General features: G+C 47.3%; 14 protein-coding genes. All 14 read right to left on the bottom strand.

Annotated features, from left to right (window positions below; all coding sequences use genetic code 11):
- Window positions 1–13: 13 nt before the first annotated feature.
- A complete protein-coding gene (locus RS891_RS19335; protein WP_315792919.1) occupies window positions 14–2,053 on the bottom strand; it encodes a hypothetical protein in 2,040 nt (679 codons plus the stop codon).
- A 33-nt stretch (window positions 2,054–2,086) separates the two neighbouring features.
- Window positions 2,087–2,701: a hypothetical protein gene (locus RS891_RS19340; protein ID WP_315792920.1), complete on the bottom strand. Its 615-nt coding sequence runs from the start codon at window positions 2,699–2,701 to the stop codon at window positions 2,087–2,089.
- Window positions 2,702–2,739: 38 nt separating this feature from the next.
- Window positions 2,740–3,213 (bottom strand): hypothetical protein, encoded by a 474-nt coding sequence (locus RS891_RS19345; protein WP_315792921.1) that lies wholly within the window; start codon window positions 3,211–3,213, stop codon window positions 2,740–2,742.
- Window positions 3,214–3,388: 175 nt separating this feature from the next.
- Entirely contained in the window at window positions 3,389–4,621 is a 1,233-nt protein-coding gene (locus tag RS891_RS19350) for a hypothetical protein (protein WP_315792922.1), read from the bottom strand.
- Window positions 4,622–4,725: 104 nt separating this feature from the next.
- Entirely contained in the window at window positions 4,726–5,565 is an 840-nt protein-coding gene (locus tag RS891_RS19355; RefSeq protein ID WP_315792923.1) for a hypothetical protein, read from the bottom strand.
- Between the two features lie 14 nt (window positions 5,566–5,579).
- Window positions 5,580–6,662 (bottom strand): cell adhesion protein, encoded by a 1,083-nt coding sequence (locus RS891_RS19360; RefSeq protein WP_315792924.1) that lies wholly within the window; start codon window positions 6,660–6,662, stop codon window positions 5,580–5,582.
- Window positions 6,663–6,672: 10 nt separating this feature from the next.
- Window positions 6,673–10,539 carry a hypothetical protein gene (locus tag RS891_RS19365; RefSeq protein ID WP_315792925.1) on the bottom strand — a complete coding sequence of 1,289 codons (3,867 nt, stop codon included), beginning with the start codon at window positions 10,537–10,539 and terminating at the stop codon, window positions 6,673–6,675.
- Window positions 10,540–10,564: 25 nt separating this feature from the next.
- The gene (locus tag RS891_RS19370; protein WP_315792926.1) at window positions 10,565–12,385 is read right to left on the bottom strand and encodes a hypothetical protein; all 1,821 of its coding nucleotides are present in this window, start codon (window positions 12,383–12,385) and stop codon (window positions 10,565–10,567) included.
- 88 nt (window positions 12,386–12,473) lie between these two features.
- Window positions 12,474–13,952 carry a hypothetical protein gene (locus RS891_RS19375; protein WP_315792927.1) on the bottom strand — a complete coding sequence of 493 codons (1,479 nt, stop codon included), beginning with the start codon at window positions 13,950–13,952 and terminating at the stop codon, window positions 12,474–12,476.
- Between the two features lie 48 nt (window positions 13,953–14,000).
- Complete coding sequence (locus RS891_RS19380; RefSeq protein ID WP_315792928.1) at window positions 14,001–16,661, bottom strand: PKD domain-containing protein; 2,661 nt, start codon at window positions 16,659–16,661, stop codon at window positions 14,001–14,003.
- Between the two features lie 15 nt (window positions 16,662–16,676).
- Complete coding sequence (locus RS891_RS19385; protein WP_024630450.1) at window positions 16,677–17,063, bottom strand: hypothetical protein; 387 nt, start codon at window positions 17,061–17,063, stop codon at window positions 16,677–16,679.
- A gap of 3 nt (window positions 17,064–17,066) precedes the next feature.
- Entirely contained in the window at window positions 17,067–17,483 is a 417-nt protein-coding gene (locus tag RS891_RS19390; RefSeq protein ID WP_315792929.1) for a hypothetical protein, read from the bottom strand.
- Window positions 17,484–17,568: 85 nt separating this feature from the next.
- On the bottom strand, window positions 17,569–21,057 hold the full coding sequence (locus tag RS891_RS19395; RefSeq protein WP_315792930.1) for a peptidoglycan DD-metalloendopeptidase family protein: 3,489 nt from the start codon (window positions 21,055–21,057) through the stop codon (window positions 17,569–17,571).
- Between the two features lie 14 nt (window positions 21,058–21,071).
- The gene (locus RS891_RS19400) at window positions 21,072–22,115 is read right to left on the bottom strand and encodes an S-layer homology domain-containing protein (protein WP_315792931.1); all 1,044 of its coding nucleotides are present in this window, start codon (window positions 22,113–22,115) and stop codon (window positions 21,072–21,074) included.
- Window positions 22,116–22,118 lie beyond the last annotated feature (3 nt).

Raw genomic sequence — 22,118 nt, forward strand, 5'->3', positions numbered from 1 at the left:
TTGACCTCTCTTCCTACAGGGCATTGCCTGTTACTTTAATCTTGAAGTTGCCGCCGCCAACCGCATCATCGTTCATAGTCAATCGAACGTAAAACTTCAGTGTGTCTCCTGTGTCGTATGAGTCAGGGTAAAGAAGCTCACTCTCAGGAGAAAACGGTGCATTACTTCGGCTTATTTCAACTTTCTCTGATACAGGATCAAGGTCTCCTTGAATCGGTGTCAGCTTAATGTTCTTCACAGGATATCCCAAGGTGTTCTCTACAGTAATTTCATAGATTCCTGACTGCTCTCTTGCGTAAAGGACTCCAACGTTTAGGTACTTAAGAAGAGTACCGAAGTCGGTCGTGTAGAAGTTGCTTTCCGCGTCCTTAAACATTAATCCGCTGTACCCTAGTGCTCCAGTACTTGCCCACATGTCTGTATCGCCCGCCGAATCGACCACCTCCACAACAACCGTGTTGGATTGGTTAGTGATTACTTCTTTCTTGGGTAATGTGTACATAGTTGACGTTGGAGAAGGGAAGGGAATGGAGTACCCTGATTCTGGAAGTACCTGCTTCCCATTCAGTAACACTCTGAATCTTACTTGGTCTCCGTCAGGGTCATTAAAGTCCATGTATAGCGTGTTACCTTTCATGACTACATCGACCACTGGTTTCTTGTTAAGTTTTGTGATGGTGCTTTGACCGGACACTACGGTAGTGTTGGTCTTAAAGTTATCTTTCACTTCAATCTTGACTTCGTTAGCCCCCATGTTTAATTGGTCAGACCTGAACGAACGTCTGACAATAAGCGGGGAGTTGTACCCCGATACTGTCCAATCGTCCAGAGGAACGTCGTTCAAGAGAATCCTGTAAGTCATTAAGTCTGTCGGTTCATCCGTCACTATGGCTTCAAAAACAACGTTCTCTTTGTGGGTAGTGGCACTGGATACGGAAGTCAATATACTAGGCTGGTCATTGGTTACGGTGATAGTAAATACCTTTCTGTTTATGCCGCCGTAGTTATCCTTCAACTCTAAGGTTAATGTGTTCGCCCCAATGTTCATGAGTGAGATTGGAACTGTCACACTATTATTAGTCACTGGAAGTGGTAGTAAAGGTGCAAAGGTATTTAACTCAGTCCCGTTTATTAAGGCACGGAACGTCGCAGAAGTGGTACTTCCCCTTGAGTCACTAGTAATATCGAACATTATGGTAAGGTCGTTCGCGTGAGCCGTAGTAGGGATGGTTGTATTAGCCACGTCAAGAGTCGTGAGGAATAGTGTCTTGAGTGTAGTCCCGAAGGTAAAGTAGTAAGCTATGCTAGGTTGTGTAGGGTTAGGCTGAATACATCCCGCAGCTCCGTTGATTGCTGTTACTCCGAACGAGGGTAGGTTGGAGTGTGTCATCTTGCTTCCTACGAGTGCCCCTGTATTCACATCAAAGCAACCAAGGAGACCATCGGTTTCGTTTGAGCCTGAACCCCAATAAGCCTTGTCTCCCGCAACGTACAGACCGCTACCAGTATAGCTTGAGTCTAACGAGTAACCGCTACCTGCTATGGTGCATGTTCTTACCATAGCCTCTGTCTTGTTGTTTAAGTCCCACTTATAAAGACCATAATCGTTCCTGTTCCAGAACCATACGTACTGCCCGCCATCCCAACCACCACGACCATAACCGGCCATAGATGCGGGGGCGTTGTACTGAACACGGCCTACAACTGCTTGGTCACTCTGTCTAATAGTCCACATAAACAAAAGGCTGTGGCTACTCGACCACCCAACAATGTAGTCCTGACCATTCTCGGTGAACACGGCGTATCCGTAAGGGACAGAATTTCCACTGGCACAGATGTACGTAATATAACTGTCATTGCTGACCCAATTGCGACTTCTGACATATGAACCGAGAGTGCCGTCAGAGTTTTTATTGTAAACATATACGGTGTTCAAGTTTTGGTATGCAACGTATATGTGTTTATCTCCAACCATAACGTCAGCAATGTTCCCCGCAAGTGTTTGGGAAGTCGCCTGACCTGTAAAAACTAAGTCACCAATTTGATATGGCATGAACGTTTCCTCCTTATATAGAAAAAGACTGTCTTAGGAAGACAGTCCGAAATTGACTTCGCCGCCCACGCCTTTTCTGAGTGGTGCTTTGAGTTCTGTAGCAATGCGATTATTCTTCTTGATCAGGAACACACCGTCCATCTTTTGGTCTGCGACTAGCCAGAAGTTAATGTGTAATGGTTCACCGAATGGGATTTTACAAGTAGCCTTGAACTGGAATGTTATTCCGTCAATTTCAATAACGGCCTTATACCCGAAGTTATATTGAGTTATAGTGGTTTCAGTGATTGTGCCGCCCCGACCACTTGCAAAGTTTACAGTTGATTCAGCATCTTTGTAGGTGATGACATCATTAAACTTTCCTGAGTGACCCGTAAGGTTATACTCCTTGTCTCCGTCCTTGTAAATAACTTCTATACCGATGCCGTCAAGGTTGAATACACCGTCACTCTCGAAGAAAAACTTGCTACCGTGACCCATGACACCAAATCGAACCAGCCTGTCCCGTTGAATATCGTAGAAGCTGTTTTCTTCTTTTGTGTCAAAGTTAAATTCAGATAGGTAAGTACCGTCATCGTACTCACCCACCCATATGAAGTCTTGTCCTACAGGAGAGACCCCGTTGTGCTCATTGAAAATCGAAAGCATGATACAGTTTCCTCCTTCATTGTATTGAAGTCAATTTCTTACACGTACTGGTAGGACACACGTGTCAGGAATGTTACCAAACCTGCTGTAGCCGTTGGTGGTACGTTTGCACGAAGAGTGATCTTCGAGAAGTTTGCAGTTGTGTTAGTTGTATTGACATTGCCGTCGTTAGCCGCCCCTTTGATCGTCTTTGCGGCAGTATCCGACTTGGTTGCACGAATATCTTTTGTAACTGTGCCGCCGACAGCCGTAAACGCCGTTTCAGACAGAGAGTCAACTTTGACCTCAATCCAGGTATTTGTTACGAGTTCACCTGTGTTACCGCCCGAACTATCCTTAGTTGTAAGTGTGCAGTTCTGCATGTCGGAAACTGCTGTTGAACCGCCACGGTTATTCCAAATCAGTACCGTAAAGGTAGTGGACAACGAACCTGCGTCAACTGTACCGATATCCCACTGAGTTACTTGCGAAGAGTTATCGGATGTATACCAAGAAACTATTGGTGCTGGCATTGTATTTCCTCCCTTAATTGCTTAGTTCTAGAATTGTTCTTATCAAGCTATAAACAATATAAGTTGGGCAGGTGAAACCTTAACAATTGTCGTGTAAAGTATTACTTCTATATTGGTCTTTTTATAGTAGAGTAATGGTGCAAATAAAAAGACCCCCGATTAAGGGGTCTAACTACTAGAGAATTTTCTTGTACTTGACGTACAGAACATCAGGGATTCCATCAGTAACCTTGAGAGTTTCAGGTGTGAAGTTCACACCACGGATTGCTCCGTTTCTGTCCACAAGGTACTCGAAATTGATAGCAGGTGTCTGTACTTGACCGTTGATGGACAGAAGGACAGTCTTAGGTTTAGCCAAGCCGTTAAGGAACACGTACTCCGTTTCGCCGCCAGCCGCTTCAAACACTTCTTCTTCTTCTTCAGTTTCAAGTTTCACCAAGCGGTCGTTCTGAGCCTTAAACTCAGCATCAGCGACAGTCTCAAGGTTAACAATACGCCCCTCAGCAGTGCCGAAGTCTCCTGCTTTAAAGTAACCATTAGCCGAGTCAGCGTCACGGTCAGCAATACCAGCAGTTAGTGATTCAACGTCAACCACACGCTGTGCAAGGTCAGCTAGGACAGCCTGTACATTAGCGCCATCGTAGTTAGGGTCAACGACTACGCCGACAAGGCTTGCGCCTTTAGTCGCCGCTGTGGATGCCAAGTCGTTACGGATAGCTATATCAGCCTCAGTACGTGCTTGAATCTCGTTGGCAATTTGTTGTACGATGTTAGTCGCAAGATTAGCATTACCATCATTGTCCAGTGTTCCAGAGCCGCCGTAAATATCCTTCATCAACTGGTTAAGGTTCATGTAGGCTTTAGCGTCAACAGCATCGGCTACAAGACCAGCCCCACCGCTAACAATAGCGTCAACAGGGATTACAGACAAGTTAGTACGAGTGATGTACTTGTAGTCAATTGTTACAGCATCTACGAACGTGTAAGGGGTTTCTGCTCCTGCGACCTCACTGAAGAAGTCGAGGTAGAAATCTCCTGCATCCTCACGAACTTTAGCGTAAACTCGATCGCCGTCTTCATCAATGAACGGGAAGTCTTGCGTCCCATTCTTACGTATTTGGAGTTCCTTACCGATCACCGTTCCTTCGGTGTTGGAATCTACTGCTACGACAGTGTTCAGAATGTCAGACGTGATTGTGATGGAGTTGAGACCCGCACCTACTGCAACTGCATTCTTTTGAACGAATACGTCGATTTTGGTATCTTCAAGGGATTCACGGTGAGCGTGGAAATCAATATCTAAGTACTTCTCATTGATTTTGTTAGCAACGTCGAAGTGGTTGTTACGCATCAACTTGTTGTTTAACTGCTCGCCACGGAATCTAGCAATACCTCTAGTTCCTGCCATATTTGTCACCTATCTTATTATTATTTTGCGGTGTCTTCCTTTACCGCAGATACATTATAAGCAAGAAATCTAATATTTTACCTGATAGATGGTAGACTGAGCTACTACCTCAGCCGAATCACTAGTTCTATAGTGACACCTTCAACGCCTTCGCCCCGTTCGATAACATTAATGCGGAAATGGTCATCCTTGTTGATTCGAGGAACGGATACAGCGTAAGGTCTTTTTGACGTTCTACTAGAACGCTCATCCCCATCAACAACAAGGTTGCTATGGAAGATTGTCTCCCACACAGGGGTTGCGCTGTCGTAGCTTTCCTGAGAACACTTTTCAATCTGGAATGCGGTGTCTGCTATCCCTTCATGTGATGTAGAAGCATAAACCTCAGTGATATCTCCCTCATACGGGAATCTCATGACTAGCTTGGCTATACCATCAAATACCCGACTCAGGACGAACACCATTGTCTTTGATTCAGCCCGCCGCTCAATAGAATCGAGACGCTCGTCAAGGCTATTGTGGGGAGCATCTCCATCCTTGTATTGCCTAGCCTTACGTACCTCTTCCTCCAGAGCCAAGAACCTGAGCCCATCAATGTTCCCGTTCCCTTGGCGGTACTCCGATTTCCATGTCCTGATAAGGATTTCATCGCCAACCTGTAGCTGTACAGTGTGTCCAGCATACGGCGTGTCTCCTTCATAATGGCCCAAGTCCAGACGGATAGTTGTCGAGTCAATCTCTTCGTAGCCGCCGCCTTCCAGCAAGTGTGCTCCGTTAAAGTAAACATCCAACTGCTTTGTGCCCATCCGGTATTCATGGTCAAGGTAAAGGAATAGTCCACGCTCTAACGTAAGGTACTGCTCGTCCACAATGATTTCCTGCTCGTCCCAATACTGAAACTCCCCGCCACCGTAGCGGCGAAGGGTCATCTTAGTTCCTGCCATCCACGCTCACCTCCTTACGTGTGGTTAATGTCCAGAATGAAGTGCAGGGGTTTAATCTGGAATCGGTCTTCCATTCTCTCTACTTTCATCCAGAACTTGCGCTCTCCTAGCGGTGGCAAGTTACCCATATCCAATAACTTCGAGAACTCTCCTGTCGGCGTATCCGCCCCATCATCGTGACAAATGTCAACCCACTCATACCCAAACATCTCCAAGTACCTCAAGATGCCTAACGATATCGTGTTTGCAGGCTTCTCTTTGGAAGGATTCTGTAGCACCATCTGGACTAGAATCTGATTGTCATACATCGTGCCGAGATATGTGTCGGTCTCCTTATTAAGTTCTCTACCATTCCAGACGACCTTCAGTTCTGTACCGAACAGGTAAATGTCGCCACCGTAGATATCGAAAACACCAAGGCTTGACAGGAGCGTCCCTTGGGTATCATAGACTCTAATAAGGCCGTTGTACGGGACAGCGGGTAGTTCAATCTCGCACCCCGTCCAGTTTGGTTCGACTACAGCCGAAGCCACCGAATTACCATCAGGGTCACAAAGGTAAACGGAGTACCCCGTTGGTAGATTACCTACTGTAATCTTGTCACTCTTGCAGACTACGACTCTATCAAGATTGATCGTATCGAAGTTATCCTGCTCACGGTTCTTCAGGATGACTCCCATCTTCTCAGCTACCATAGGAGCGGTGTCGAATATCTCCCACCCACTTCCGCGATCTGCATAGAACGTCCACTTATTTCCTTTCTTCAAAGCCCGCCATTTGCTGTACTCTCTTGTGGTTGTGTCCTTACTCTCAAGAAACTCCAGGCGGTGGTACCCATCCTGCCATATGATAATACCGCCTTCATCGAGAAGTTCCGTCGGCACATAGTCTGCTGTCACTTCCATTAAAACGGTCTGCTCTTCAGGAACGTCAAACATGATAGAAGTGTCGTTGTCTGTGTGCGGCATAATGACCTGACCCAAAGTATTGTCGATTGAAATAGCATCACTAGGTGAAAGGGTATAGCGGGAATGGATGCTCCCGCTATCGAACCTATCATCGAAGATTAAGCCACTCGACTTTTTATAGATTCCCAATTATTATCACCTACCTTGTTTTCTTCCAGTTCCAGATACTCCAAGAAGTTATCTTACCAAGAATGAGCCAGATGCGGGGTTTCTTTGGTTCTTCAGGAGTCTTCAGGATGCCGCCCTCCGGTCTCTCAATCGTCGTCTCAATTTCACGTTTAGGTCGTGTCGCGCCTTCCGCTTTTTCAATATCGACTTCAAAGACACGCTTAGGTCTGTCGGCTTCTTCTGACTTCTCAATACCGACCTCTACTGCCTTGGTTGGTCTAGCGGCTTCTTCCGGTTCAGCGATGTGCGTCTCGATAGGTTCACGGTAATTCACAGATTCAGTGTCATCATGGATTTCGGTCACAATCTGTTTCCTCTTCCTTGTGGCAGAATCCAGTTCCTCAATGACCGATTCGTTTTGATACGAACTATAGTCAGCGAGTTCTTCTTCCTGAATTACTGCGTTCATCTCCTTGCCGCTCGTAGCTTGCTCAGATTTATGGACGATGGCTTCCGCATTGGTTGTCGATGTTGCTGTCTCCATTTCCGAGATAGTTCCGACTTTCCTGCTATCATCAAGATAAGCCGACTCAACCTCATGAATAACGCCCTCTGTAGAACCGTCAGGGTAATCTGCGGATTCTAACCCGAGAACGCCAGCTTCCTCTGAAGTAAAGGATGTTGCCCCTTCAATCTCAGACAGCACTGCATCTGCAGACTTGTTCTGCGTTGCCCCTTCCAGTTTGGTCTCTTCCATCTCGTACTCTCTGTCACCGTAGGTTACTGATTCCAGTTCGTGTAAAACGGACTCTCTTGCCGCATCGCTCTGCCAAGCACCTTCAATTTCATGGAGGATAGATGGAGAGTTTCCGTCACTAATTCGAGCGCCTTCGATTTCATGTTTCACGCCTTCTTTGTCCGCCCGCTGTTCAGCTAACTCAATGCCGAACCATACTCCGTCTCTGCCTGATTCATTGACTGCGGTCTCCGGTTTGTGCTCATAGCCGACCTGCTTGGCATCTGACTGCTCTGCTGTCACCGTCTCCTGCATGACACCTTTAGCACTGGTCATATGGTCAGCCGTTTCCGGTCTTTCCATCACCCCGTCATACTCCATGCCCGCCGAACCTGTCTCAATCCCTGCGACCACGCCTTCAGCGGCTGGGTCGGATACTGCTGTCTCAGGGAAATGTACTACAACGTTTTTGGTAATGTCGGACTCTGCGGCAGTCAACGTGTTCGGTCTCAGCCCTTCTCCGAATGTGGTCTGCTCTGCCGATTCAATCGTCTGCATAATGCCGATGTGCTTGTTCGCTTCAGAGATAGCCCGACCAATCTCAGACACGTCTGCTGTCCGGTGGAAGTCGAATAAAGATGCTCCTGACATTTCCTGCGGCATCGTTCCTTTCGGTTCGTTGATGTACCGTCCAGTAGAAGGATTTTCTACAGCAAGTTCTGCCCCTTTGTTATGCTCTGCCTTTACTTCATCCTGATTGGTGGCGACGACTGTCACACCTGCGCCCGCCTGTTTCATTCTTTCAATCACAGCTTGTGTGATGGCAGGGAAGCCGGCTTGAGTAAAGCCTTGAGTGATGCTGTCTTGGATGATGTTCTCCATGCCAGCTTCGATTAAATCGACAGCTTTCGAGCCATACATAATCTCCATGAGCCGCACAGCCTTAAGGATTTCAGGAGACTCCGCAATCACGCCTTGTATCTGCTCGAACGTAACCAAGGATTGGACTTCAGCTTGCATACGCTCCGTGACTTCTGCATCCGTCATCTCTTCTAGCTCTGCGTCAGTCCGGTCGCTGACATTATCTGCGCCCATGAATCTATCTACCAGCGGGTCGCTTCCCACATAAATCTCAGCGTTGGTCACAATCTGGATATCACTACTGCTACTTATAAAGTATTCGGCATCTGATGATTTCCCTACGTCAGCGGCGTACTCCTGGTTGACTACTGCCTGTGAAGAGAACTCTATTTTACCTTTCGCTTCAGAGTCGCTAGAAGCGTCTGTAAGACTCTCATTTCCCCAAGCGTCCGAAGTGTACTCTGCCGACTCAAGACGATTCTCAGCGCCGTTTGAAATGCTCTCTGCCCCTGTAAAGAAGGAGATTATACCGCCCTTGTCGAAGTAGCGCGATTGCTCTAATCCATCTGTTCTTACATTGTAGTCCATCTCTACCTTGCCACTTTCCATTGCAGGGATGACCCCTCCTTCCTGCAGAGTGTCAACATTGCTTATCCGGTCAATTGTCAGAAACGAACCTGACTGGCTGTCAGTTACTTCAATGGTCTCAAGCTGCCCATCCTTCCTTGTTTCATACGTAAGGAACTCCTGAAGGTCTGCTGTTGCCCTTTTGTCCACGGTCTGCGTGGATTCGATTCTAGCATCCTTGACATGCTTGGTAGCTTGACTGTACGACTCAATGGTGTAAACATCCTCACGGGTTGTCGATTCGGTATACACGTCAAGGAGTGCAGGCGCATGAACCAACGTCTCGTAGGCAATGCTCTCATGTAAAGTAGAATCGTGTACGGTCTCACCTTGAGTGAGCACCCCATCAATACCCCCGTCATAGACGGGTTGAATGAGGTCGCCTGTCATCGTATCCTGCTGGCTGGCTTGCATGACCGTATCTGTCTGCACGAACTCCTGCACGTCAACATTCTGATAGGTGTACACTTGGGTAAAAGTCTCAAGGTGCGTATCCTTGTGCGTGTCTACCATGATAAATTCACTCAGCATCGTTGGGTCATGGTAAAGAGTCTCTGTTACAGTGCGCTCGTTTACCTCTGCATCCCCACCGCCGTAAGTGTCTGCCAGCGTAGTTAATGTCAGGTCTGCTTCATTCTGCTTCTCTGCATGAATATACGCTACGTCTTGTGCATCAAAAGCCATGTCGGATACTGCGTTCTCTGTCTGTGACAGAAATGCGTCCTCCGTGACTTCCAGTCGCCGTGCTTCTTCTATATTTTCAAGAGATCCCTCTTGCCTTGTCTCGGCCAATTCATACCCTTTAAGGGAAGAATCCTTGGTACTCATCTCAGCAAGTTCGTAACCGAGCTCCTTACCTTCACTCACAATGATTGCATACTCAACCGGATAGGATTTTCCGTCTGCCCTGTACATCCCAAAGTCTGCGGACTCGAAATGGGCAATTTCTCCTTGCATCGTGATGTTAGGGTCATGGCTAGCAGTGCTTAGTAAAGCAATCTCCCCGTCCAAGATGTTTCTGACAATGTTCGACAAAACCGCCCGACCTTTTTCCGCATTAAGGCGAACCCCATTCTCAGCCGTGTCGAAGCCTGACATTTGAGCGTCCGCTGATATCCCTGAAGTATAGGACTCCAAGGCATGGATAACACTCTGCTTGTTAGATAGTGAAATGGATACTCTGTTCCCTTCCTCAATGGAGACCTTCACGTCATAAAGATCACCGGAGGATAATTCGTCAAGAAGTGCCAGATGGTCTGTTCGACTGCCTTCGCTCACCGCCGCACCTTCAGCATCAAGTACCTGCTCTAGCCTGCGTACGCTCTGTTGCTCTCCAATTGCGTCCGTGACTGTTTCGCCGTTAAAATACTTATGTATGCCCGACAAGTACGATACGATAGATGCGACTACAGTCTCCACCTCAAAGCCGTCATACTGAGTGACGTACTCAGCACTCCCTAGACGCCCGAATAATCCAGTAGCCGAGTGAGGTACTTTATTTGCGCTCTTCATGGTATCTTCAATCAGTGTTCGATAGGTACTGTTAACGGGAGCGGTCAGGTGATATTGATTGTTAGCATTGATAATCTGCTCAAACCCAATTGTCAGTTCATAGCCCTTTTTAGAAAAAAGGGCGGTGAAGCTGATCAGGTAAGATTTCTTACCGTTCATCATTCACCGCCAACCTCCCTTGCTATTATTACGAGTTCTTCTTCAACGTTTCTTTCAGGATGCCGAGACCGATTGGAGCAAACGGCGACATGTTAGCCAGTGTGAACGGGCTGACAGGTGTGTCTGCCAACGTGTAGCGGTAAAGTTGCTTGTACTCGTAAGTAGCGAGGACTTCCGATTCAGCCGCAGGTGCTTTTCCTTCAAGAAAGTTAATTGTCTTCGTCTCGATATCAACCGTGTAGTCTGTGCCGAGCACTTGGTCTACGCAATCCACCTGAACTTCCAACTTAAACGGAGTTCCGTCATCCTTCAGTGAAGGTGAGTGCGCCATATGGAATACTTTGTTAAAACCTGTACCCTTGCCTACTTCCTCATGGTCGGATGTCTCCACTACCTCAAGTTCATCGAGTTGGGAAATGTTCTTAGGGTGTACGGCGTAACATTCGTCGAGCTTACCTACAAAACCATCATTCGGGTGAACAATGTACATCGGGGAGATGTGGTATTTACCACTATAAACCGATGGATTAAATCGGGACTCACCCGCATCAACGTTTTTATCGTGCGTTATGAATGCGAGGTAATGCTGTTGGTAGTATGTACCACCGATGGACTGCTGAAGCTGTACCCCGCGGTTTCCGTTGGATGTGTTGTTACCGTAGTCGACGTAAATCGCACCCAACTTCATGTCTTTCTTCCATACAACTTCGTCTGCTTCCCGACAACCGGAGATAATGACGTTGTTTTTGCGAGGGGACTTACCAAGAGTCGTTAGCCGCCCAATGTACAACGGAGCGAAGTAAGTATTCTCAGCGCCCGGAGTAGGATCTGGACGGAAAAACATTACGATTCGGTCTTTGGTCACATTCCCCCAATAGTACATCGTACTATCACGTTGCCATCCTCTATCAAAGTTCTGCAACGGAGTGAAGGACAGAGCCGTTGGCAGGGATGGATAGATGTAATAAATGGATGAGTAAACAGCATTCATTAGATCATTCGGTTTATCGGGGTCAAAGTTCTTGACTGAGATATCACCGTAATTCAGCGTTTGGTTTCCTGTGGCGTTCAGAATTCTGATGTAGGATGCGTGTAATTCTGCCCCTGCGTCCGGTGCTTTGCCAACGAACGTTACACTATTATTAGTGTAGTCAACTGTGTATAACGTTGAATCCTGTTCTACCTGATTCACATAAACCCTTATAGTGTCCGCTTTAATCGTCGCCACCGTTGGGATTTGGAACAACTTACGAGTTCCATCACCATCCGGTAAAATGGATTCAGGGTCACCAATTACTACAGAACCACTAACGCCTTGTACGATTCTTTCGCCCCGCACATCATCGAATGTGAAGAAGTACATGCGCTTCACTGGCTGAGGTGCGATTGGAGATGGGGAGTAGTTTGCTGTAATTGCATCAGTCGGCAACGGTGCGGACGTGAATGTGATGATACCGTTCGTTTCATCGAGAACGTAGTCTGTCGAAGCAACAGCGTTACCGTTCTTATAGACGATGACAGAATCTTTGAGTACAGGGAACACTTGGAAGTGGAACTTCGTGTTTAATGTCTCGTTTACAATCAACGCACCAAGTACGGAGTTCTGAGAAATAAACTCTTGCTCGCCCAAGGTTGGATTGCTTTTCTTGCCGTATCCGTAAACCATGCCGAAGTTCCGCATTTGGTTGTCCGAGCCGAGAGACCGGAACAAGCGGACATCTGCGAACTTCTGACCGTCTTGAGATACGGAGCGGTACTTTATGAATGTATCCCATCCCTTGGAGTTAAACAGTGCTTCAAGGTCTTTAGGGAATAACTGAATCGTTGAATCTCCATCAAACCAACTCACGATAAATCACCTCTCGTTTGGAATTACCCTGCCGGTTATCCTGACTAAATATACTTATTTAATAGGAATTAATGCCAGGGCTATATTGTTATGGGGTTGTAGGCTGTGTCGGTGCAGGTGTCGGAGTGACCTCCACGCCTTCATCATCTACAGTATTTAAGTACAATCCAATACCCGCTGGACGGTACTGAGTTCCCGGCTTACTTGTCAGTGGGGACACACCCTCAACCAAGAAGTAACGGAATACATCGAATTCATCTGGGCAGTGATCCTTCTTCACACGCAGTTTGTTTGCATTAAAGGACAGCGCCGATAATGCGATGGTGTCTTTCAGTGCTCCCCGCACCCCTTCTTCTGGATGAACCACGTACAGCTTGGAAGTGTGAACCTTACCGCTGTATCGGGAAGGGTTAAAGGAATACTTGTAAAGAGGATTCTCAGCGTTGTTCCAAGCCCGCGGATAGTCTCGCTTGCCATCCTGCGAGGTACGCATTGGAGGGATGGCATTGGCTGGTGCGTTCCAAGACAGGTAGTACGCCTGATATCGAGCACCGAGTTTACCACGGCTGACCATAACGTTGTCCAAACCGTTCGCAGGATTCTTAGGGTAGGTTTTCATTAGCGGCATGATGTTCGGTTGTCTCTTCGTCGTATCATCGAAGTCGTACTCAGCGATAGCAGTCAACCCCGCTGAACCTGTCTGTGTCACGATAGGTACACTACCTGCGAACATTGCGTAGGCATCATCACCTTCTTCAATGGCATCCAGCTTACCGAAGTAGAGAGGAATGATTGGAACAAGGTTTCCTTCCGGTGCAGGTACGTTGTCACATTGGATGATGAAGAACAGGCTATCTCCGTTCAAGTGACCTTTAATAGAGATTTCTGAGTCAGCCCACCAGTTCGTATTTTGAATCGCATAGTTGATATCGTCGTCGTGGTATTTTTCCAAAAGGTTGGTGCGAAGACCAGCTTGCATGATTGGAGACTGCATCCGATTCCCTTCAGCTTTAGATACAGTGAAGGTAGCCGTCGAGCCTGTGCCTACCCAACCTGCCGCTTCTACTTCGATATCCAGAGCCGCCCGTTTAAGGTCGCCCGAGTTAATCCAAGGCAGTGTTACGTCAGAGTAGTTGGGCATAAGTCCCGCCAAATTCTCGACCATGTAGAAGTACAGAGTCTGAGGGGAACGATACTTACGGAACTCGTTTGTAGCCCATTCTGAGAACACCGCAAGTGTTGCAGGAGCCGGCGCTTTTGAATCAGGTGACTTGTTTAGCTTCCGAAGTTGACCAAGGTTCTGATTCCATGTACCAAGAACAGCAACGCCAAACATCTTGTCTGCAGTGTTCTTGTAAATGAAGTGCTCCGCCACGTAGATTGGAATGTCGGCCGAATCAAGACCGGTGTACGTGCTTCGCATAATACCTGCATCAAAAACCACTTTCTTAAAATTAGCGACCGTATCCCATCCTTGAGTAGCAAGTAGGTCTCCTAACCGAGGTTGAATATCCTGTTCCGTTACTTTCGGGGTAAACGATGCAGGAGTTGTGTCGATAAATGGCATTTAAATAGCACCCCTTTACTTATTAGCTTTATATGGCAAGTCCTGCTGTTACACAGGACAGTTTACCAGGTATTCCCACGACGAACTTGACCCCGAACTGGAGGACATGACCACCTTTATTTGTGTTACGCCGCCAACTGGGCTGTACTGGAATTGGAGTGAACCTCCGTTAGATACTTCCATGTTGGTGCTGGCAAGCAACTGGTTCTGATAGTAAACATCCATACGGTCAGCTACCCCATACATGTTGTAGGTGATGACGACTCGCCCAGATGAATTGCCCATCTCATGCAGTTTCTCCGTATAAGCTCCGCCGCCAGAATCGTTCAGCTTACCGCACTGCAATGTATTAGCCGGTGGGGGTGGTGGAGGGGGTGGGGGCACGTACTTGGCAGTTACCGTTATGGTTGCCGTAGCCGTTGCCTGCTGACCTATTTCATTCCACACCGTAAGATTGACCGAATACGTGCCGACATTGCTGAACGTAAACGTTGCATTATCGACTGTATACAAGCCCTTTTTCACGTCACTCGTCACTTCCCACTTGTAATTCGTAATAGGGGAATGCTTGCTGTACAGCGATGTGAACTTGATTGACGTGTCCTCTTCTATACTTGAATAACCAGGGTCGATTGACAGAATCAGAGCTGGTGGCTCAGGCGGTGCAGGAGGAATCTCAGGAAGAGTGTACCCCGCCTTCAGGATGCCGAGAGCGGCAGGTCTGTATGGCGTTGCAGGTCTCTTTGTCAGTGGTGAGATTCCTTCGACCAAATAGTAAGAGTAGACCTCATACCTGTTCTCGTCGTCACAGTAATCTCTCACAGCCTTTAACTCGTCGCCATTCATTATAGTTAAGGGAGAGGTTAAAATAACGTTTCGCAGTGTTCCGAACGTACCATCTTCAGGATGAACCAGAAGTGCACGGGATGAATGGGCTTTCCCGCTATACCTTGACGGACTAAACTGGTACTTGTATTGCTCGTTCATGTAATCTTTCCAAGCCCTTGGGTGCTTATGGTTGTCAGCATTTCCCCTTAACGGTGGCATAGAATTAGATGGGACATTCCAAGACAGGTAGTGCGCCTGATACCTTGCACCGAACTTATTTCGCTTGACCATAATGGAGTCAATCCCGTTACTTGGGAAGTGTGGATACTCCTTCATAACAGGAAGCAAAACCTCTTGCTTGATGCTCACATCGTCATAATCGAACTGACCGGACTGCTTGAGAGCGGCTTCTACGGTAGCCCCGTCCTTGTTGTATGCCGTCCCTGAGAATAAGGCAGACGGTGCGCCTTCAGTATTCCGATTAGTCTCAATATGAACCTCAAGAAACATCCGACCGGATACCGGGGTGTAGCCACTCACTCCATCTCCACTCACTGCTTCAATGGTCACAGAGGACATGCCCTCGATCCCCGTTATATCGAACTGCCCCATCAACTGAGCATCATTCCTGTTACTTGTCGGCTCTACCGCCCCAATGGTATTGAACTTTCCAATCTCTTGACCTGCGATGGTCAGCGTGACAGCTTCGTCAGGCATGTCGCCGTCCGTGTCACCCATTAGCCATACCTTTACATACGACCCTGCATTGACCATCGGTTTACCTGAGATGATTGTGGACGTTTTCGTTTGCTTCCGGTAGAAGTCGAACGTGATATCCCGATTAATAACCTCTTCTGTCAAGCCGTTAACATCGAAGTCTCCCATGTAGAGAGGAATCGCAGGTACGGCGTTGTCATCCCAAACGGGAGCAGTGTCCGCAACGATAATCAGCATGAGCGACTTACCGTCCACGAATCCTTTGACGAACACCTTACTGTCATCCCACCAGTTCGTAAATTTCACGTCAACGAAGGCAATCTTCTCTGTGTGCTCAAGCTGAGGGATTCTTGTACGGGACGTGACTATTGGCGACTGGTACATCTGAGGGAAGGAATCAGTAATTCGTGACTGAAGAGCGTTCGTATTATCGTCCAGCCCCCACATGCTTGTTTGCACTTCAACATCCAAAGCCACCCGCTTCAGTTCATTGACGTTCTCCCACCCAACCAACATCTTCCCGTTTCCAATCCACTTCTCAAGCTGGTAGAAGTAAAGCGTATGCCGCTCAAAGAGGGCATCTTCGTTAGCCTTCTGAATCGCCCAAGAGAATACGCCGCTGTCCTGCGGTGTTAACTGAGTACCGTAATCGGCATTTTTGTCATAGATTGCGAATGGTACTTTACAGTCCGTCCGTCCAATCTGCTCATTAATGTGAGCCAGCATTGCCATGCCAAACAGGTTTCCCGATATATTTTTGACGACGATGTGCTTGGTCACATAGAAGTCGAAGGTGTCCGCTGACCCGACCGTGCTGTAGTAAATCGCTACCTGACCGGATACCCCTGCTTCAAAGGTAATCGTGGTGGTTTCGTCAGTGTTCTTGACCGCTGTGTAATAGGATGTTGGAGCAATCTCTCCATCAAGGAAGATGTAGTAATCATCGTTCAGTACCTTAGGCAAGTCTATTTCAGGGTTAGCCATCGGAAGGTAGAAACGCTTGATTGTTGGCTTGGTCAGCTTGTTGGAGTAGGTTACCTTAGTAAACTCAGCTACCTTTGACCAGCCGTTGGTTGTCATGATACCAGCAAGCCCTTCTAGCAGGAACTCTTCATTTATGGTCGTGTCGAGCCAAGGCGTTGGCTGGTATGACGTATCTGCCATTTCATCACCTCCTTTCTATTTGAGCGTTTGGTAGTTTGCCCATACTACCTTAGGCTTGCCGCCCTCATTGAAGAACTCAAAGTGAAGTTGTGTTCCCTGCTTACATGGAATAATCGCCGTCAGGTACATACCCTCCGGTAAATCCTTCGTGTAAATGTTCTTACACACCAGCCGTTCCCCTACGTACAAGTTCCAATAATCCCTTGCTTCGTAGTTGGATACGCCGACTGCAACGGAAAGCAACTCACAATCCTCTTGAATGGTCAGCTTGTGTTCGACCTTGCCCGCCATTGGGGACTCTATCATAATCCCTTCAATGTACGGGTTCGTTTTGGTAGGCATAAAAGGAGGGTCGAGTCTACCGCCAACCAGATAACTTGCAAAATTTGCTCCGCTAGACATTCACTACACCGCCTTAATATATTCGAGTTCCAGATTTTTAAATAATCCGTTCTCTCTAATAATAGTCCCTCTAACAGTGCTAAAAGATGCGATATCCGTTTCCTCTTCTAATTCCTCATTGACCAAGGAAGGATATGTAATCTCTATGAGGAAGCCTTCCACGATTAAATTCGCATCCCTCTCAAGCGTCAGAACTTCGATTACACCGTTATCGTATGTGTATATTACAGAAGTTACGAGAGTAGAATAACCTGCCAATTCTCTGCGGGCTTCCACGTTAATTACATTCGGTTCTACCAGTGCATTCATGACAGTTAAATCATCGCCGCCAGTGTAAAGACCGGACTTCTTCATCTCCCTACGAATTAAATCGAGTATGGGATAGATTTCATTCGAGTTTACAAAGTTTCTAGTGTCCAAAGTATACACCTCACCTTCTATAGCATTATAAGAAAAAGCAGGGAACAATTAGCGCCTCAAGCGTAAGTGCTCCCTGCCTATGTGGTTATCCTACTTGTGATATAGACTGCCACGTCAACTCCAGGTAGTTGAGGATGCCATCGCTGTTTCCGACGATTCTGTTCCCCTTAATCAAGAAATAATTGGCAGTGAACGTCTTGGAATCGTATACGTAAACAGAGTCAAGCAGTTCGATTAACGGATTACCTTTGACTACTATATTCTTCGTCCTTGCCTGACGTTTGTAATCGAAGAAAATCTTATTGGCAACGTCCTCCTTCAAGTCTCTCAAGGAGTTTCCATCTATCTCTTCAATCCAATCCAACTGAGCGCCCGCCGTGCGGATATTACCCTTAGTTGCGATGATGAGAGATTTGTCGAAGAAGTGTTCCACGATACCCGCTGTTCCGGAAATCATCAAGTGATTTCTGACACGGGAGTAATCCGTAGAGGAAGTAACTTCCAGTAGATTCTCTCCATCAATGAACTCCCACTTCATGCCGGCTACCATAGCCCAGTCTGGTGAATCGAGGAAGTCCATCTTCTCCATTCGGAACGTCCCATACCTGTCACAGTAGGTACGGTAAGGAATATCTTGGATAAGGGACTGTACGGCATCTGAAGCGTTCGTACCTATTGGGAAGGATACACTTGCCACGAACGGATTCTGCCAGCCGCCCACTTCCATAATATTCTCCTGAGTCACGGCCTCAAGTTCTCCGCTCTCCTTGTTGAATTTCATGAAGGTGTTCTTCCCTTTGTTTACGTCGATGTATACTGTGTCTTCAATTACGTAGTCAGGGTTGCTCATATCCTCCGAATGAAACTTCCAAGTGCTCATTCCTGCATGGACAACAATGTCTTCTACAATGCTTGATTTAATCCAGGAGAACGCCCCACCATCTCCTGCATAAGCTTCTTCTGGTGGGTACTGCATAGGCTTGTAGAAGATAAATTCCTCAAGCATGTCGTACCTGTCCACACAGCTAAACGAGACGGTCTTCTCGTCAGAGTTCTCCGTAATTTCGCCTTTAATCATTCCAGTGAATACACGGACAACTTCTTCCCCGTATCCCGCATAAATCCTGATTGGAGTGTACTCGCTAATAACATGTCGCAGTTCCCCTTCTTCGTAATAACTTAAAGGAGACTTATCAGTCTTAAATGAGTCAGGGAACTCTGGTCTACGCTCCCAGGATGGAGAATAAATACCGGAAGAGTTGTCCAGCGTTAGCCGTGCGGTACTAATAGTTGTATCGAGGTGGGTGTTGATTTCCCAACTCATGACGTCCTTGTCGATGGAGTACATGTCCTCATAAACAAAATCTCCGACTTCGTACCACTTCTCGTCATACGTGTCACCGATGGCAGTAGCTAGTTGCTCGATGGCGTAGTCGTTGGAAGCGTACTTCACACTGTCGAGATACATCGCTCCATCCGTCACTGCAAACAGGATTCTGCTTTGGTACGGATAGTCGAATGCCGCCCCGCGGATTCCGGTATTGACCCAGATATCATTTATCTTCACATACACGTCGATATCCGTTTGGTCGTGGCAGACTACTGTGTACTCGATAAAATCAGAAGTCGTATTTAGCTTATACGTGCCGCCACCAGAAGTATAAATTTGGTCATCCTTGATGTTCAGAAGGAAACCCTTCGTTCCATCACTTATAACTAACTTACCGCTGGTACCTTCCACTGTCTTCAGGCTAAAGTTAATCGTAAACGGAAACTTCTTGATTTTACCTAGCCGCTCGATACCTGCTTCACCTCCGCTAGTCGAGATTGCTTGGTAATCTCCTTTGTCCTTCTGTACGACTGTACTGTAGGGAGTCCATTGGTTGGCGCTATTCATTTCATCTTCAAAATCCCACATCGCCTTCGTCTCAACAGTCTCTATATCGAACTCTTTCGCTCTGAGCCACAAGATACCGAACTTTCCTCTCGATGCTTTTGAGGAATTGGCGAACGTGAATTTCACCACGTTATGTCCTTTGGGCATTGGGATGGAAGGTGGGTATGCCACTCCGTTTTTAGCGCTCACCCCGTTGATACGCACTACCTCGTAATCATTAACTGTGACGATCATCGTGTCATCTAGTTCAAGGTCAGAGAAGTATGCCCAGCCAAGGTTTCCTGCCTTAAACCAATCGTGCTCGAAAACCAGAGTCTTTGCCTGGCCCGCCCCGCCCGTTCCGTTAAATCCGAGAACGTTCATTGAAGTTTTGTCATCAACAACGGTCATCTGCACTGCACCGTTTGTCTCTGTGTACTTCTTGACATCAAGTGTAGTCTTCTTGGTTGTAAAATCCTTGAAGTAAGTTTGTTTAGTGGTTGTCCTGTTGTACTGGTACGTGACGATTTCCTTGTCAATGCTGGCATCTCCCGCCGAGTCTGCCGATCTTGGTTTACCATCGCCCCAGGACTTGACTCTTACAACAACGGGCTGCCTTCCAAACTTGAGGGCATTCGCCTTCGTATCATAAAGAATGTCAATCCGGTTGCCTTTGATAGCTCCGCCCGTGTCATCCGCAAGATACTCTCCCCAACTCGTTCCATTGACAATCAGTTCCACTGTACTCTTCAAAGGGATAACAGAGGGATCTACCGCGATAATCTTCCAGTTCTTCCATGTTTGGACGTTAGTTCCGCCCTTTGTGATTCCAATACAGCCGGGACAGTCTGCTACATATGCCGTTGCTTCCATGTTGTATTCCACGTAGGAGGTCGAATCTGACATTACTCCTGAAGCGCCCATTAAGACAGAAGCATCCTGAATGTTCCTTTTGTCAATTTTCTTGCTTGCTGTCTGGATCGTTCTCTTGCCCCGCAGGTACGGTTCAGGATTTTGTGGTACCTTGTTAAATCGTACTTCAAAGTGTAAGTGTGTTCCGTCACCTCCACCACTGGAGATGGAGTGTCCGGTATTGCCGCCAAGACCTACAAGGCTACCTGCGTTAACCTTATCCCCCACACTTACACTGATTTTGTTTAAGTGGGCATACCTTGTCTCCCACCCGTTTCCATGATTGACGTAGACGACTTTACCATATCCTCTCAAGGTTCTGGCGATGGTTACTGTACCTGCCCACACAGCATATACTGGGTCGTTCATCGCAAGGTCAAGGTCAATTCCTTTATGCTCCTTCCGGGAACAGCGAGGGTCTGTCTCAAACCAGTCGGTGATATACATCCCGTTGATGGTACGCTCCCCATTCTCCTTCCCGTGCATCGTTGAACTTGCTTTTATTGGCATGGAGAAGTCTGCGTTTCTCAGGTCGGTGCTGGTATCAATCAACGTACCGTCAACGTAGTTCGTAATCTTCTCCGCTTTGTCGATAGACAGCATATCATTCACAGCACTGTCTACCACGTACTGAACTGCATCATATTTTCTACGGAATCCCCGCACGTATGATGTTTTGTCCAACTCTACGATTACCTTCGGCTCGTTCCCTAGCGCGTTTACACGCTCCATGATGCCTTGTAGCAACTGCCTTGAAGGGTAATTAACGTTAGATACATAAGCCACTTCAGCCACCTACCTTATCTATATTTCTCCGTAATCCACTCGATTAATCTGTTAAGGAAGGTTACGGCTTCTGCTCTTGTAATACATGCTTCCGGTTCAAACTGACCATCTTCATAAAGCGGGAACACATAACACCCGTCATGGAATTTTTCATCCAACAGGGTCAGTACGTCGTTCGAGTACCATTTGGAAAGGATAACATCCTTATCCACAATCGGTCTCAGCGGCGTATCATTGTATGTGAACGCACGGTCGGTGTACCGATTATGCAGATTTTCGTAAATACGGCTCATAAGTGCGAAGAAGTCTCCGCGACGAATACGAACGTCTCCGAAAAATCGGTCGTTGTACGTCACTCGCCCTGATTCCACGACGACCGTTTCACTTGTACGTCTACTCACCCCTTTAATTACGGCGTTATACCCTATGACAGCAGGGAAGCCATTGTACATGTATGGCAAGTAAACTTCACCCTTATGAATGACAAACACGTCACGCTGAAATCCGATCGCGTTCCGGATGACCACGCCCGCATCACTTCCTGCCCCAACGGTGACGAGAAGTCTCTTCAGCTTCACGCCAAGGACTGTACAAGACTCAGGTTGGTTGCTGTAGCTGAAATGGTATGTCGAAGCATACTTCAGGGTTGCGTGTGGCATCCGGTAGTCACCTGATTCATTGTATGGGGTATTGACACACCCGATATCTTTCCGGTCAGGGATGCCATAAGCAATAACCACGACTTCGATGCCCGCCGACAGCGGGTTGGTCATGGTCACTTTTCCGTTCTCTACCTTCTCAGGAAGAACCTCCACCCCGTTCACGATGACGAACACCGGATTGTTCACGTGGTATTTGTAATCAGGTACAAGAAACTCTTGCTGTCCGCTTACGGTCACGAACCGCTTGACCATTCGCTCGTACCCTTCTTTGAACACGTTGTACGTCATACCACTTAAGACTTCTACGTCACCCGTCAAATCTGTTCTCATACGGGTAATCTCAAGCGTGTCACGGTAATACCAATCCAGCGGATCTACGTCAATCCATCTTTTCATTTC

Origin of the sequence: Paenibacillus sp. BIC5C1, from assembly GCF_032399705.1 — a bacterium.
GTDB lineage: Bacteria > Bacillota > Bacilli > Paenibacillales > Paenibacillaceae > Paenibacillus > Paenibacillus taichungensis_A.